General features: G+C 56.6%; 13 protein-coding genes. 5 read left to right on the top strand and 8 right to left on the bottom strand.

Translation table 11 applies throughout. The annotated features are described in order from the left end of the window. Positions 1-2: 2 nt before the first annotated feature. From galE to guaB, 4 genes are all read right to left on the bottom strand, one after another. Entirely contained in the window at positions 3-992 is a 990-nt protein-coding gene (gene galE / locus D777_RS03140) for a UDP-glucose 4-epimerase GalE (protein ID WP_036128653.1), read from the bottom strand. A 9-nt stretch (positions 993-1,001) separates the two neighbouring features. Then, positions 1,002-1,505, bottom strand: a complete 504-nt coding sequence (tadA, locus tag D777_RS03135) for a tRNA adenosine(34) deaminase TadA (RefSeq protein WP_036128651.1) — start codon at positions 1,503-1,505, stop codon at positions 1,002-1,004. Between the two features lie 19 nt (positions 1,506-1,524). Beyond that, positions 1,525-3,102 carry a glutamine-hydrolyzing GMP synthase gene (gene guaA / locus D777_RS03130; protein ID WP_036128649.1) on the bottom strand — a complete coding sequence of 526 codons (1,578 nt, stop codon included), beginning with the start codon at positions 3,100-3,102 and terminating at the stop codon, positions 1,525-1,527. Positions 3,103-3,205: 103 nt separating this feature from the next. Continuing rightward, positions 3,206-4,669 (bottom strand): IMP dehydrogenase, encoded by a 1,464-nt coding sequence (gene guaB, locus D777_RS03125; RefSeq protein WP_036128647.1) that lies wholly within the window; start codon positions 4,667-4,669, stop codon positions 3,206-3,208. Positions 4,670-4,861: 192 nt separating this feature from the next. Here guaB and xseA point away from each other — a divergent pair, with 192 nt between their 5' ends. The 3 genes from xseA to D777_RS03110 all read left to right on the top strand — a co-directional run bounded on the left by xseA (position 4,862) and on the right by D777_RS03110 (position 8,764). Beyond that, a complete protein-coding gene (gene xseA / locus D777_RS03120) occupies positions 4,862-6,241 on the top strand; it encodes an exodeoxyribonuclease VII large subunit (RefSeq protein ID WP_036128645.1) in 1,380 nt (459 codons plus the stop codon). Positions 6,242-6,352: 111 nt separating this feature from the next. After that, positions 6,353-8,227, top strand: coding sequence for a propionyl-CoA synthetase (locus D777_RS03115; protein WP_036128643.1), 1,875 nt, complete (start codon positions 6,353-6,355; stop codon positions 8,225-8,227). A 327-nt stretch (positions 8,228-8,554) separates the two neighbouring features. Beyond that, positions 8,555-8,764, top strand: a complete 210-nt coding sequence (locus tag D777_RS03110) for a cold-shock protein (protein WP_036128641.1) — start codon at positions 8,555-8,557, stop codon at positions 8,762-8,764. 81 nt (positions 8,765-8,845) lie between these two features. Here the strand turns inward: D777_RS03110 and leuA are convergent, their stop codons facing one another. Further along, positions 8,846-10,549 (bottom strand): 2-isopropylmalate synthase, encoded by a 1,704-nt coding sequence (gene leuA / locus D777_RS03105; RefSeq protein ID WP_036128639.1) that lies wholly within the window; start codon positions 10,547-10,549, stop codon positions 8,846-8,848. Between the two features lie 145 nt (positions 10,550-10,694). On the opposite strand from leuA, the gene D777_RS03100 reads away from it, so the two are divergent. Continuing rightward, on the top strand, positions 10,695-11,192 hold the full coding sequence (locus D777_RS03100) for an Lrp/AsnC family transcriptional regulator (RefSeq protein ID WP_036128637.1): 498 nt from the start codon (positions 10,695-10,697) through the stop codon (positions 11,190-11,192). A gap of 5 nt (positions 11,193-11,197) precedes the next feature. Here D777_RS03100 and D777_RS03095 read toward each other — a convergent pair whose 3' ends face one another. Then, positions 11,198-11,815: a TetR/AcrR family transcriptional regulator gene (locus D777_RS03095; protein WP_227501648.1), complete on the bottom strand. Its 618-nt coding sequence runs from the start codon at positions 11,813-11,815 to the stop codon at positions 11,198-11,200. A gap of 123 nt (positions 11,816-11,938) precedes the next feature. Here D777_RS03095 and D777_RS03090 point away from each other — a divergent pair, with 123 nt between their 5' ends. Beyond that, positions 11,939-13,672: a proline--tRNA ligase gene (locus D777_RS03090; RefSeq protein WP_036128635.1), complete on the top strand. Its 1,734-nt coding sequence runs from the start codon at positions 11,939-11,941 to the stop codon at positions 13,670-13,672. Between the two features lie 44 nt (positions 13,673-13,716). Here the strand turns inward: D777_RS03090 and murB are convergent, their stop codons facing one another. Both murB and D777_RS03080 read right to left on the bottom strand, forming a co-directional pair. Next, a complete protein-coding gene (murB, locus tag D777_RS03085) occupies positions 13,717-14,766 on the bottom strand; it encodes a UDP-N-acetylmuramate dehydrogenase (protein ID WP_036128633.1) in 1,050 nt (349 codons plus the stop codon). After that, positions 14,763-15,242: a low molecular weight protein-tyrosine-phosphatase gene (locus D777_RS03080; protein ID WP_036128631.1), complete on the bottom strand. Its 480-nt coding sequence runs from the start codon at positions 15,240-15,242 to the stop codon at positions 14,763-14,765. The genes murB and D777_RS03080 overlap by 4 nt, the downstream gene beginning before the upstream one ends. Between the last annotated feature and the right edge of the window lie 4 nt (positions 15,243-15,246).

The following is a 15,246-nucleotide window of genomic DNA, read 5'->3' as shown; positions in this document are numbered from 1 at the left end:
CTCTATTGCGCCTGTCTTTTCGCAAGCCAACGGTGTTCCCATTCCAGGGCCGTGCTCACAATGGTTTCGAGATCGTCATGATCCGGACTCCATCCGAGCACTTCCCGCACGCGGGCATTGTCTGCCATCAATGCTGCTGGATCTCCCGCCCGGCGACCAGCCAGCTCCACCGGAAAATCCACACCGGACTTCCGCTTGACCATATCGATGACCTCATGGACGGTAAATCCTCGCCCATATCCGCAGTTCAGCACCTGAGATTCTCCCCCCAAACTCATGTAGTCCAGTGCCATAACATGAGCCTTGGCAAGATCCTCCACATGAATGTAATCACGGATACAGGTGCCATCGCGGGTGTCGTAGTCAGTGCCGAAGACGCTCATACCTTCCCGCTGGCCAGTCACGCATTCACAGGCAACCTTGATCAGGTGGGTTGCCTCGGGCGTAGCCTGACCAAGAAGCCCTTCCGGGTTGGCTCCGGCGACATTGAAGTAACGTAGAATGACGTAGTTAAGATTGGAAGCAGCAGACAGATCCATAATCATCCGCTCGCTCATCATCTTCGAGGCACCGTAAGGGTTAATGGGCGCCAGAGGCATATCTTCGGTCAGCACGGTCTCATCCGGCATGCCATAAACGGCAGCCGTAGAAGAGAAGACCATGTAAGGGATGTCGTACTTTTCGACGGCTTTGAGAAGATTCAGGGTGTTGCGGGTGTTATTGCTGTAATACTTGAGAGGGTTGGCAACTGACTCAGGAACCACGATGTTGGCCGCGAAGTGCAGTACTGCCTCGAACCGATGGCGGGAAAACACATCGTCGATGGCCTGCTCGTCAGCCAGATCCCCAACGACCAGCTCCCCGGCCGTTACCGCCCAGCGGTACCCTGTCGACAAGTTATCGAACACCACAATGTCATGCCCTGCCTGTGCCAATTGCCGCACCACATGACTGCCGATATAACCGGCCCCGCCGGTCACGAGAACTTTCATGTCAGCTACTCACTCCTTCCCTGATGTTTGTTCGCGCCGCTGCCGGATTTCTCGTCGACGCCTGCTGAAAAAATCACTGATCGTCTTGCTGCACTGATCGGCGAGAACCCCGGAAACCGCCTCAACCATCCAGTTCAGGCGCGGTTCTTCCAGAGTACGCCTTGCCGACTCAACAGCGCCGGCCTTTGGCTCGGTTGCGCCAAACACCAGCCTGCTGATCCGGCTATGGACAATAGCCCCCACGCACATGGTACATGGCTCAAGCGTCACATAGAGTGTGGCACCGGAGAGCCGGTAGTTTCCGACTCTCGCTGCTGCATCCCTGAGCGCCCGGATTTCAGCATGGGCAGTAGGATCGCACCCGCTGATCGGTGCATTAAACCCGGCACCAATTTCGCGCCCCTCCAGAACCACAACCGCGCCGACGGGCACCTCGCCCTGCCCGGCCGCCTGGGCCGCCAATTCCAGGGCTCTACCCATCCAGTGTTCGTCCGAGGGCAACTGTTCAGGCATCAGCCGTCACTCGCCCCGATTATTCCCACTCAATGGTCGCAGGTGGCTTGGATGACACGTCGTAGGTCACCCGGGAAACGCCGGAGATCTCGTTGATGATCCGATTGGAGACCGTTTCCAGCAAATCGTACGGCAAATGCGCCCAACGAGCCGTCATGAAATCGATGGTCTCCACCGCACGGAGCGCGACAACATATTCATAGCGACGCGCATCACCCACAACACCAACGGATTTAACCGGCAGGAAGACGGCAAAAGCCTGACTGGTCTTATGGTAAAGATCCGCCCGATGCAGCTCCTCGAGGAAAATGGCATCCGCACGGCGCAGGATATCCGCGTACTCTTTCTTCACCTCGCCCAGAATCCGGACACCGAGACCAGGTCCCGGGAACGGATGGCGATAAACCATATCGTAAGGCAGGCCCAGCTCCAGCCCGATACGACGGACCTCATCCTTGAACAGCTCGCGCAGCGGTTCCACCAGTTTGAGCTTCATGGTCTCCGGCAGGCCGCCGACGTTGTGGTGAGACTTGATCACATGGGCCTTGCCGGTTTTGGACGCCGCAGATTCAATCACATCCGGATAGATGGTCCCCTGGGCAAGCCAGTTCACATCAGTGATTTTCGCCGCTTCCTCATCAAACACATCGATGAAGGTGTTACCAATGATCTTGCGCTTCTGCTCAGGATCATCAACGCCCTTGAGCTTGGAAAGGAACAAGTCTTCGGCATCAGCACGGATGACCTTGACGCCCATGTTGCTGGCGAACATATCCATGACCTGATCACCCTCGTGCAGGCGCAGCAGACCGTTATCAACGAAGACACAGGTCAGCTGATCGCCAATGGCACGGTGAAGCAGTGCGGCTGTCACCGACGAGTCGACACCTCCAGACAGGCCGAGAAGCACTTTGTCACCACCCACCTGGGCACGAATCTGCTGGACCGCATCATCCACAATTTTGGCCGGCGTCCACAGAGCTTCACACTGGCAGATGCCCAGAATGAAATGCTCAAGGATGCGCTTGCCCTGGAGGGTATGGGTTACCTCAGGATGAAACTGGACGCCGTAAAGGTTACGACTGACATCCTGCATGGCGGCGATCGGCGCGCTCTCGGTAGACGCCAGAAGCTCGAAGCCTTCAGGCATCGCCACTACCTTGTCACCATGACTCATCCAGACATCCAGCAAGGACTCGCCACTGGGCGTCAGGTGATCGGTGATGTCCGCAAGCAGCGGACCCTGTGCACGAACCTTGACCTGGGCGTATCCGAACTCACGCTTTTCGGAGCTGGCGACCCGCCCACCAAGCTGCTCTGCCATGGTCTGCATGCCATAACAGATACCCAAAACCGGTACACCGCGATCAAACAGACCTTCCGGGGCACGCGGGCCTCCGAGCTGGGTCACGGACTCCGGCCCGCCAGCCAGGATAATCCCCTTGGGATTGAACTCTTCGAGTTCTTCGTTGGTGATATCGAACGCCCTGATTTCACAATAGACACCGACTTCACGCACACGTCGCGCAATCAGTTGGGTGTACTGGGAACCAAAATCGAGAATCAGAATACGGTGGTCGTGGATGTTCTGGGCCATGGAGTCCTCGGGTCAGAAATAACAAACGCGGCCCACTTTAAAAGTAGAGAGCCGCGTTGAAGTCAGGCATCAATCAGCGTGCCGACATTACCGAAACCGTAGTTTAACCGATCCGGTAGTTTGGTGCTTCTTTCGTAATGGTCACGTCGTGCACGTGGCTTTCACGCATGCCGGCGTTGGTAATTCGCACAAACTGCGGCTTAGTGCGCATAACTTCCATGGTCGCACTGCCGGTATACCCCATGGACGCACGGATACCGCCAACGAGCTGGTGAACGATGTTACGCATCGGCCCTTTGCAGGCCACACGGCCTTCAATACCTTCCGGCACCAGCTTCTCAACGCCCTTGCTGGCATCCTGGAAGTAGCGGTCACTGGACCCCTGCCCCATGGCACCCAGGGAACCCATACCACGGTAGGCTTTGTAGCTACGCCCCTGGAACAACTCAACCTCGCCCGGTGCTTCATCGGTACCGGCCAACAGGCTGCCAACCATCACGCAATGAGCGCCTGCTGCAAGGGCTTTGGCGATATCACCGGAAAAACGGATGCCACCATCGGCGATCAGCGGAACGCCGCGATCCTTGAGGGCAGCGGCCACATTTGAAACCGCAGAAATCTGGGGCACACCGATTCCAGCAACAATCCGGGTGGTACAGATAGAACCGGGACCGATACCGACCTTAACGGCGTCTGCGCCGGCTTCCGCCAGATCAAGAGCAGCCTCGGCCGTGGCGATGTTGCCACCAATCACCTGGACTTCCGGGAAGTTCTGCTTGACCCAGCGAACACGCTCCACAACCCCACGGGAGTGGCCATGGGCGGTATCGACTACGATGACATCCACGCCGGCTTCAGCGAGAGCGGAAATCCGCGCCTCGGTATCACCGCCGGTGCTGACAGCCGCGCCCACACGCAGGCGGCCCTGATCGTCCTTGCACGCCAGCGGATAATCTTTTGCCTTCTGAATATCCTTGACCGTCACCAGGCCACGCAGCTCGAAGTTGTCATTGACGACCAGCACTTTCTCGATGCGGTGCCGGTGCAGAAGTTCTTTGATCTCATCGAGACTGGCGCCTTCCTTGACGGTCACCAGTTTCTCTTTCGGGGTCATAATGTCCCGAACAGGCGTTTCCATGCGGCTTTCGAAGCGGATATCGCGTCCGGTGACGATACCGACAAGATCGTTCCCGTCAACAACCGGCAGCCCGGAGATGCTGTTCGCCATGGTGATGTCCACCAGCTCACGAACGGTCGTTTCCGGAGATACGGTAATCGGGTCTTTCACAACCCCACTTTCAAACTTCTTGACCTTGCGAACGGACGCTGCCTGCTGATCGACCGACATATTCTTATGCATGATACCGATGCCGCCTTCCTGAGCCATGGCGATGGCCAGTTCAGCCTCGGTAACTGTGTCCATTGCAGCGGACACCAGCGGAATATTCAGGGTAATACCTTTAGTCAGCTGAGTCTGGAGATTCACCTCATGGGGAAGAACTTCGGAATAACCAGGGACAAGCAGAACATCATCGAATGTGAGGGCTTCTTCGGCAATACGCAGCATTGGGATCCGCCTTTTGAACGTGCTAAGTTGGGAATTTCCGTGCCGCCGCCGCGACGGCGCAGCAAAGCAAAATCCTTAATCGATCTATTATAAAGGGGCTCTCAGGGACAGTAAACCGGGGCTTTTTGAAGGTTCGGTTGCATCTTTTTGAATTTTCGCTATTTTTACCCTCCCACTTTTCGGCTATTGCGTATGGATCCGTTCGGCACACCCCCACCCCCGACTTCATTCCAGGACACTCGCCCTCGAGCACTGAGTGTCAGCGAACTCAACCATCAGGCCAGACACCTGCTGGAGTCCAGCTTTATGCAGGTGTGGGTAGAAGGTGAGTTGTCCGGTTTTTCCCGTCCATCATCGGGGCACTGGTATTTCTCGTTAAAAGATCGCAAATGCCAGGTGCGGTGCGCCATGTTTCGTGGCGCCAACCAGCGTTTACGGATGACTCCAAAGGAGGGGGACCAGGTCCGCATCCGGGGCAAGGTTACGCTGTACGAAAACCGGGGCGATTTTCAGATCATTATCGAGCACATGGAACCCGCGGGGCTGGGCGCCCTCCAGCAGGCGTTCGAAGAGCTGAAGCGCAAGCTGCAGACCGAGGGCCTGTTTGACGCCGCAAGGAAAAAGGCTCTGCCGACCACGCCCAGGCATATCGGGGTGGTCACCTCACCCACTGGCGCCGCAATCCACGACATTCTCACCGTCCTGGCACGGCGATGCCCCGCCATCCCGGTCACACTCTACCCGACTGCGGTTCAGGGGAAGGCCGCGACAGCAGACATCGTTGATGCGATACACAAGGCCTCTCAACACAACGTTGCCGACGTGCTGATCATTGGTCGCGGCGGTGGATCGCTCGAAGATCTCTGGTGCTTCAACGAGGAACCGGTGGCCCGGGCCATTGCCAACTGCCCTATTCCAACCGTAAGCGCCGTCGGGCACGAAGTTGACGTGACCATCGCCGATTTTGTCGCGGATCTTCGTGCGCCAACGCCATCCGCCGCTGCCGAAAAAATTTCCCCGGATCAGGCAACCTGGCAAAAACAGCTCGCAGAGCGCGAAACACGGCTATCCGGAGCCCTGGCGCAGACCTTAAGGCGTCTTGAATCCCAGATCGGACACCTCAAAGCCAGGCTCAGGGACCCCAGGCGGGAATTGCAGGAAAAGGCCCAGCGCATGGACGAACTGGAACTGCGGCTGGCAAAAGTGATGACACATCGCATTGAACGAATCAGTCTACGGCAGCAGCATCTGGCGCAGCGTCTCTCCATGCAAACGCCCAAACGGCAGATTACGACAGCGACTGACAACCTGGGCCGGCTCTCGGAACGACTGGCGACCGGAATGCAACAGAGACTGAATCGCCAGCGGGAACGCCTGGAACGCTCAGCCCAGACGCTCCACGTGGTCAGCCCTCTCGCCACTCTAGGACGAGGCTATGCCATTGTCCGTGATAGCGGCGGCCATATAGTTCGCACCCCCGCCTCGCTCAGCTCCGGAGACCAGATCACTGCCAGGGTGTCCGAAGGTGAAATAAGCGCACAGGTGACCTCGATCAAATCTGCAACCGATTGACCAACCGATTTCGACTGACTAAGCCTATGGTCTACTAGTCCCAGCCACCAAACTGCCTACAGTTGTTCACATAACTAACAAAACAACAACAGGCACAACGAGGTGGAATGTATGGACTACCACTCAGAATTCCGGCGGTCGGTGGACCAACCGGAAGACTTCTGGCGTGATCAGGCTGCCAAGATTGACTGGATCGAAGCACCACAAACCATCTGGCAGCCAACCGACAATGGCCACGGACAATGGTTTCCCGACGGCGTCCTGAACAGCAGTGACGTGGCTCTTGATGCCAATATCCGGGCTGGCCGCGGTGACCAGACTGCATTGATCTACGATTCTCCGGTTACCGAAACGAAACGGTCCTATACCTACAACGAGCTGCGCGATGCAGTGGCAACGTTTGCCGGCGCTCTCAAGGATCGAGGAATCAGCAAGGGCGACCGGGTCATCGTCTACATGCCGATGATTCCTGAGGCCGCCATTGCCATGCTCGCCTGTGCTCGTATCGGCGCCATTCACTCGGTCGTATTCGGCGGTTTCGCGGCCCATGAATTGGCCGTCCGGATTGAAGACGCCCAGCCCAAAGCCGTCATCACCGCGTCCTGCGGTATCGAAGTGACCAAGGTCATTGAATACAAGCCGCTGGTCGATAAGGCCATCGAGCAGTCAAGCCACAAACCCGATTGCTGCATCCTGTACCAGCGACCCCAGGTCCAGGCCAGCATGCAAGCCGGCCGCGATTACGACTGGAACGAACTGACAGCCGCTGCGCGCCCCATTGATCCGGTGCCCGTAAAATCCACGGATCCGCTGTATATCCTCTATACCTCCGGCACAACCGGCAAACCCAAGGGCGTGGTCAGGGACAACGGTGGCCATGCAGTGGCGCTGAACTACTCCATGAACCTCGTCTATGATGCCAGCCCCGGCGATGTTTACTGGGCCGCCTCGGACGTTGGCTGGGTTGTAGGCCACAGTTACATCGTTTACGCCCCCCTGTTCGCCGGTTGCACAACGATTCTCTATGAAGGCAAGCCAGTCAAAACTCCGGACGCCGGCGCATTCTGGCGCGTCGTGCAGGATCACGGCGTTAATCTGCTGTTTACCGCCCCGACCGCCTTCCGAGCCATCCGAAAGGAAGATCCGGAGGCAGACCAACTGTCCCGTTATAACGTAAGCTCTCTCAAGCGAATTTTCCTGGCTGGCGAGCGCCTTGACCCGCCAACCTACGAATGGCTGCGGGAGCACACCCGCCTGCCGATACTGGATCACTGGTGGCAGACCGAAACCGGTTGGGCAATCTGTTGTAACCCGGTTGGCATCGAGATGATGGAAACCAAGCCCGGCTCCGCAACCGTGCCTTCACCCGGGTTCAATGTGCAGGTTGTTGATATGAACGGCGGCCAGGTTCCTGCCGGTGAGCAAGGCCAGGTTGCCGTGAAGCTGCCACTGCCTCCCGGATGCCTGACCACGATCTGGGGTGATGACGAGCGCTTCCAGAGCAGCTACCTCAAGCCAATTGAGGGCTTCTACAGCTCCGGTGATGGCGGCTACATCGATGACGATGGCTATGTGTTCATCATGGGTCGTACAGACGATGTAATAAACGTGGCAGGCCACCGGCTGTCCACCGGTGAGATGGAAGAGGTGGTCGCCTCCCACCCGGCCATAGCAGAATGCTGTGTTGTTGGGGCTCACGATGACATGAAGGGCCAGATTCCCATCGGCCTGGTACTGATCAAGGACGGAGCAACCATCGACCACGATGAACTGGAAGATGAGCTCGTGGAGATGGTTCGCGACAAGATCGGTGCAATTGCCTGCTTCCGGCGGGCCATGGTGGTTGAGCGTTTGCCCAAGACCCGCTCCGGCAAGATCCTGCGTCGGGTAATCAGGCAGATCGCGGATGGTGAAGACTTCACCGTACCCAGCACCATTGATGACCCGGCAATACTGGACGAGATCAGCGAGCGGTTCCACGCCTGATCACGCTTCCAACAACCTGCCATCCCGGCCCTTACCCCAGGGTCGGGTGATTTTTTATTCTCGCGCCAAGCAACTCATTGTTTTTTAAGGATAAAAAATACATAAAAATCCACAAAAAAGCGTTGACGCCCCCCAAACTCGGTCTATACTGAAATTGCTGTGAAAATACAGCGGTATTTGGTGAATGCGTTTCAACGTCCTGCCCACGAGCTCAGCGTTGCCCCTTCCTCAGTACTATCTGGATTTCTCAGCACATGTTCATTTCAGGAACATGCATTAACGAAGGTCCCGTGAGGGCAAAAAATTTCAGGAAGACAGGAAAGATCAATGTCCGATACCAAAACCGGCCACGTGAAGTGGTTCAACGAAGCCAAGGGCTTTGGCTTTATTGCTCAGGACGGTGGCAGTGACGTATTCGTTCACTACAGCGCAATCAATGCATCCGGTTTCCGCACCCTGGCTGAAGGTCAGCAGGTGCAGTTTACTGTGACTCAGGGCCCGAAAGGCCCGCAGGCGGAAAACGTAACCCCGGTCTAAGGGTTTCGATGACGCCTTTGCCCCTCACGGGCATTGGATAAACAAAGAACCGGCGACTCATCGCCGGTTCTTTGTTTTTGACTAGGCCATTTCACTCTCTATTCCCCGACGCTCGCCCTCCGGCACCGGCATGTTCAGGCCGATCACCCGGGCGACTGCGGACAACAACGCCTGCAGCGTCGCAGAGGTGGTATCCTCCGCCAGAGCCGCAGCACTGCTCGGATCGCCGCCGACGGTCAGACGAATACAGGCCAGTGCATTGGCATTGGTACCCTCGCCCAGAGCAAACTCGTCATAAGCCTCAACGGCAATGGATGTACCAAACGTTTTCTCCAGAGAATCCGAGACCGCCTCCACAGCGCCCAGGCCCCGACCATCAAACCTGACCGGGCGTTCCTCGCTTCCAACGCAGACGTCGGCCTTGACCCCGTTATCGTCACGATGCAGGTCGTAAGAACGCAGTGCCCAATCCCTGTGAACCTTCAGGTACTGATCTTCAAACAATCGGTGAATGGTGAGAGAGTCGATCTCACCTCCATTGCTCTCCGCCTCCCGCTGTACGACCTTGCTGAACTCGATCTGCAGCCAGCGGGGTAAGGTAATGTCATAGTCCCTCTCAAGAACATAGGCTACACCGCCCTTTCCTGACTGACTGTTGATCCGCACGACTTCTTCATAGCGACGCCCTACATCCGACGGGTCGATGGGCAGGTAAGCGACATTCCAGACATCGCCCTCCTCGCGGCGAGCCAGACATTTACGGATCGCATCCTGGTGACTTCCCGAGAACGCAGTGAATACCAGTTCACCTGCGTATGGATGACGGGGATGTGTTGAAATTTCGGTACAGGCCTCAACAACTTCCGTAATCTCCGCCATACCGGACAGATCCAGGTTGGGATCAATTCCCTGGGAGTACAGATTCATGGCCATGGTGACGAGGTCCATGTTGCCGGTCCGCTCCCCGTTCCCCATCAAGGTGCCTTCAATGCGGTCAGCACCAGCCATAACACCGAGCTCTGCCGCAGCGACCGCGCACCCGCGATCGTTGTGGGTGTGCAAACTGATGCTTATATGCTCGCGACGCTGAATGTTGTCACATACCCACTCGATCTGATCGGCAAACACGTTGGGTGTCGCCATCTCAACTGTTGCCGGCAAATTAATGATCACAGGCTGCCCCTGATCCGGCCTCCAGACTTCGGTCACCGCATCAATGACATCGACTGCAAAGTCCAGCTCGGTCCCCGTGAAGCTCTCTGGTGAGTACTGGAATGTCCACTGGGTTTCCGGGTGCTTTGCCGCCAGATCCCTGACCAGTTCCGCGCCGTTGATAGCGATATCCCGGATGCCGTCTCGATCAAGCCCGAACACCTGCTCTCGCTGAACCGTCGACGTGGAATTGTAGACATGGACAATCGCCTGTTTGGCTCCCTTCAGAGCTTCGTAGGTACGCTCAATGAGCTCCGGCCTCGCCTGGGTCAGCACCTGAATCTTGACGTCGTCGGGGATACGGTTCTCATCAATCAGCTTCCTGCAAAAATCGAAGTCCGGCTGGCTCGCAGCGGGAAAACCGATTTCGATTTCCTTGAACCCCAGCTTGACGAGCAAGTCGAACAACCGCTGCTTCTGGGCAACATTCATCGGTTTAACCAATGCCTGGTTACCGTCACGAAGATCTACCGCACACCACACCGGCGCCTTCTCGATAACGCTGTCCGGCCAGCGGCGGTTGGTTTTCCTGATCGGCTTGAAAGCCTCGTATTTACGATGATCGAAAGCCATTTTAGTGTTTCCTTTCAGTTCCCCGAATAATGTCATTAGCTGGGTACAGATTAACGCCAAATCCGAAGCATTTGATTGCGTTCTTGTCTCCGGAAAGCTATTTTTTGGCATATATTTTCTCAAACAACTTCTCAATAGACATTTTATGCCCATAAAGTCGAAAAAACTGGTAAAACTGGATCGAACAGATCGCCGAATCCTTGAACAGGTCCAGAAAAACGGGGCCTTTACCAACCAGGAGCTGGCGGAACAGGTTGGGTTGTCCCCCTCCCCGTGCCTGAGAAGGGTTCGTGCACTTGAGGAGGCCGGCATCATTGTTCGCACCGTCACCATCCTGGACCAAAAAAAACTTGGGCTGGATCTGACCGCGATCATCCTGATCGGCATGGACCGTCACACACCGGAACGATTTGCAGAGTTTGAAGAAAAGGTATCCGAGTATCCGGAAGTGCAGGAGTGCTACCTGATTACCGGGCAGGATGCAGACTACATGTTAAAAATCGTGGTCCCGGATATGGACCATTACCACCAGTTCCTGCTGAACCGGATAACAAGAATCCAGGGAGTCAGCGGGGTGCACTCAAGTTTCGTGCTTCGGCGGGTTATCGATACAAATGCACTGCCCCTTGGGTATCTGGACTGAAAGGATCAACTGACGAGTTCGCGTACGTAAGAAGCCGCCATGCACTTGAATTCATCCACCATCCGACGGCCCTCAACTTCCGGCAGGGTCGCCGCCAGTCTCAAAATGGTACCTGCTGATCGTGGCAGAAGGAGGCTGGCGGTCCAGCGACGATCCTCCGGAATCTGGGGGCATGCCTGTGCCAACTTCGCATTCAGGTCTTCAGCGTTGCTGTAGAGTTCCCTGAGATCCAGATCCCGAAGCTCCGGCATCGCCTCGATACCACTCCAGATCGCGGAATACGCAGGCTCGGTCCGGTAAAATTCATAGAACTGATCAAGCAGAACATCCACCGCCTCAATCACATCCAGTTCAGGCAACCGCTCCCGAAGTGCCGTTTCCATCCTTTCCACGTGCAACTCGGCAATGGCATGGACCACTGCGGCCTTGTTCGGGAAATAACGGTAAAGCGACGCCAGAGACATGCCAGATTCACGAGCAATTGCAGACATGCTCGTCGCATCGACACCGTTCTCGTGAAATATTTCCGCAGCGTGCGCCAATATTGAGTTTACCCGCTCACGGCTTCGCGCCTGAACGGGCCGTCGTCGGGGGCTAACATCGATAGATTCGTCAGTCATCATCTGTACCTTGTTCCACAGGCTCCGTACAATACCACCACTCTACGACAATTAAAGGTTTGGGCGGGCCAACCGCCACCTGTCCATTAGTCTAGCAACCCTTTTCGGAACCAAACGGAAAACACAATGCGAGCGAGCCGCTACCTTATTGCAACCCAGAAAGAGACTCCGGCAGACGCCGAGATTATCAGTCATCAGCTCATGCTGCGTGCGGGCATGATCCGTAAGCTTGCGGCGGGGTTGTACACCTGGCTGCCGATGGGGCTCAGAACCCTGCGCAAAGTAGAGCGGATCGTTCGCGAAGAGATGGACAAGAGTGGCGCCCAGGAAGTGCTGATGCCGGCGGTGCAGCCTGCCGAACTCTGGGAAGAATCCGGTCGCTGGACTCAATACGGTGGCGAATTGCTGCGAATGAATGACCGGCACGGCCGGGAGTTCTGTTTTGGGCCGACCCACGAGGAGGTCATCACCGACCTGATTCGAAATGAGCTAAGCAGCTATAAGCAGTTGCCGGCCAACTTCTATCAGATCCAGACCAAGTTCCGGGATGAACGCCGCCCCCGATTCGGCGTCATGCGTGCCCGGGAATTCATCATGAAGGATGCGTACTCATTCCACCTTAATGGTGAGTCCCTGAACGAAACTTATGACGTGATGCACCGCACCTACTGCGCTATCTTCGATCGACTAGGTCTGGATTACCGCCCGGTGCAGGCTGATTCCGGGGCTATTGGCGGCAACGCTTCCCACGAATTTCATGTTCTGGCTTCCTCCGGTGAGGACGACATCGCATTCAGCACTGAAAGCGATTATGCGGCCAACATCGAGAAGGCCGAGGCACTTGCACCTGCTGGAGATCGGCCGGCACCGTCAGAAGCGCTCACAGAGGTGTCCACACCTGACCAGCGAACCATTGACGCCATCTCCGAGTTCCTTGGTATCGACGCGACCCGCACCGTGAAAACCCTGATGGTCAAAGCAGAAGCCGATGAAGGTGAAGAAGCAGGACTGGTTGCCCTGATCCTCCGTGGCGATCACACGCTCAACGAAATCAAGGCAGAGAATCTTGCCGGCGTTGCAGAGCCTCTCACCATGGCGACCGACGAAGAGATCGAGAAAGCCGCCGGCTGCAAACCCGGCTCTATCGGCCCCGTCAATCTTAACGTTCCCATCATCGTAGATCGCAGTGCTGCGCACCTGGCCGACTTCGTGTGTGGCGCCAATAAAGACGACTTCCACCTGACCGGCGTGAACTGGGAGCGGGACGTGCCTCTGACACGCGTCGAAGACCTTCGCAATGTCGTTGAGGGCGACGCCAGCCCGGATGGAAAAGGCACCCTTGAGATCCGCCGGGGCATTGAAGTCGGGCACATTTTCAAGCTGGGCAACAAGTACAGCCAGGCCATGAACGCCACAGTGCTGGACGAGAACGGCAAGAATGCGATTATGGAAATGGGCTGTTATGGCATCGGCGTGTCACGAATCGTTGCCGCCTCCATCGAGCAGAACCACGATGATAAGGGCATCATCTGGCCCGACGCCATTGCGCCATTCGAGGTGTCCATTGTGACCCTTAACGGCCACAAATCCCCCGCTGTGGCAGAAGCCGCCGAGAAGCTTTACGAACAGCTTCGCCAGGCTGGCTACGACGTGCTGCTGGACGACCGGAACGAACGCCCCGGCGTCAAGTTCGCGGATATGGAACTGATCGGTATTCCCCACCGGTTCGTGGTATCTGATCGCGGGCTCAAGGCCGGCACGCTCGAATACAAAGGCCGCCGGGACGCCGATAAGCAGGACATTCCCGTTGAGGAAGCCCTGTCATTTTTGATCAAGACATCACCACGCAAAGGCCTCTGACCGGGGCCATGAGGATAAGCCCGCGGGTAACAAAACCGGCGGGCTTATCCGATTTCTGAAGAACATCCTGAGCCGACGATACCCGGCTCCATTTCCAGCTCCACGCCAAAACGCTCACAGACTGACTGCCGGATACGATCTGCCAGAGCCAGGATATCCCGGCCACTGCCACCGCTGTGATTAATCAGAACCAGCGCCTGACGGTTGTGAACCCCCACGGTCTCATTTCTGAAGCCTTTCCACCCGCATTGGTCGATAAGCCAGGCCGCTGCCAGCTTCACACAATCCGGCTGTGCATAGCCGACAATACCGTCAAACTGGTTCCGCAGGCCTTCGTAAACCTCGTTCGGTACGACGGGATTTTTGAAGAAGCTGCCGGCGTTGGGCAGAATCTCGGGATCCGGCAATTTTCGGCGACGAATCGCCATCACGGCCTCAACAACATCAATGGCCTCAAGCTTATCGGGCAGCGGGTCGCCAAGGTATTCCTGAAGGTCTCGATACCCGGTTTGAAGTGCTCTATCGCGGGAGAGCTTGAGTCGCAACTCGGTAATAATGAAACGACCCGGATTGCGTTTGAACACACTGTCTCGATAGGCGAACCCACACTGCTCTTTGTTGAGGGTGACCCAGCCGCCCTCCTCTCGGTCATAGGCAGTGACTGATGCCAACGTGTCCTGAAGTTCGACGCCATAGGCGCCAATATTCTGGACAGGGGCAGCACCTGCGGTACCCGGTATTAAGGCGAGATTCTCTATTCCCCGATAACCGGAGCGGGCCGCATAAAGAACCGCATCGTGCCAACTCTCCCCAGCACCAAGGACGAGAGTCGCTTCCGAATTCGCAGCCTGCTCCCAGGATCGGCCTCTTATCGAAATCCGGATAACAAGCCCCTCGAAATCACCACTGAAAACGAGGTTGCTACCACCGCCCAGTATCAGTACTTGCAGACGATTCTCGTCAGCCCAATGCAAGGCACGAAGCAAGGTTTGGGAGTCCGTGACCTCGAGGTAGTATTTCGCAATGGACGGCAAATGAAGCGTATTGAACTCCTCGAGCTCAACTCCGCTCTGGATGGCCAGCTCGATACTCAATCGAATCGCTCCCGGATGTCCATCAGCAGGCCCTCACCGGCTTCGTGAATGAGGTCGAGCACCATCTCGAAGCCGTCGTCACCACCGTAATACGGGTCAGGTACCTCCGGGTGCGAAGACTGACCAAAGGTGAGGAATAGCCGAGGCTCCGTACCTCCGTTCTGATGCCAGATATCCCTCACGTCAGCCAGGTTTTGCCGGTCCATCACCAGGACATAGTCAAATTCGTCCAGGTCGTCGGCAACAAACTGTCGCGCCCTCAGACCGCTGATATCGACGCCCCTCCGTGATGCCGCTTCTATGGCACGGGGGTCGGGACTGCTGCCAACATGCCAGTTTCCCGTACCGCAGGAATCGATCGCAATCCGCTCTGTGAGGCCATGCTTCTCGACCAGCATCCGGAATACGCCCTCAGCGCTGGGAGAGCGGCAGATATTGCCAAGGCAGACAAACAATACTTTGACTGAATGGGACATCACA

Source organism: Marinobacter nitratireducens, from assembly GCF_000708045.1.
GTDB lineage: Bacteria > Pseudomonadota > Gammaproteobacteria > Pseudomonadales > Oleiphilaceae > Marinobacter > Marinobacter nitratireducens.
The sequence above is the reverse complement of the archived record's forward strand: the minus strand, read 5'-3'. Positions and strand labels throughout refer to the sequence as shown.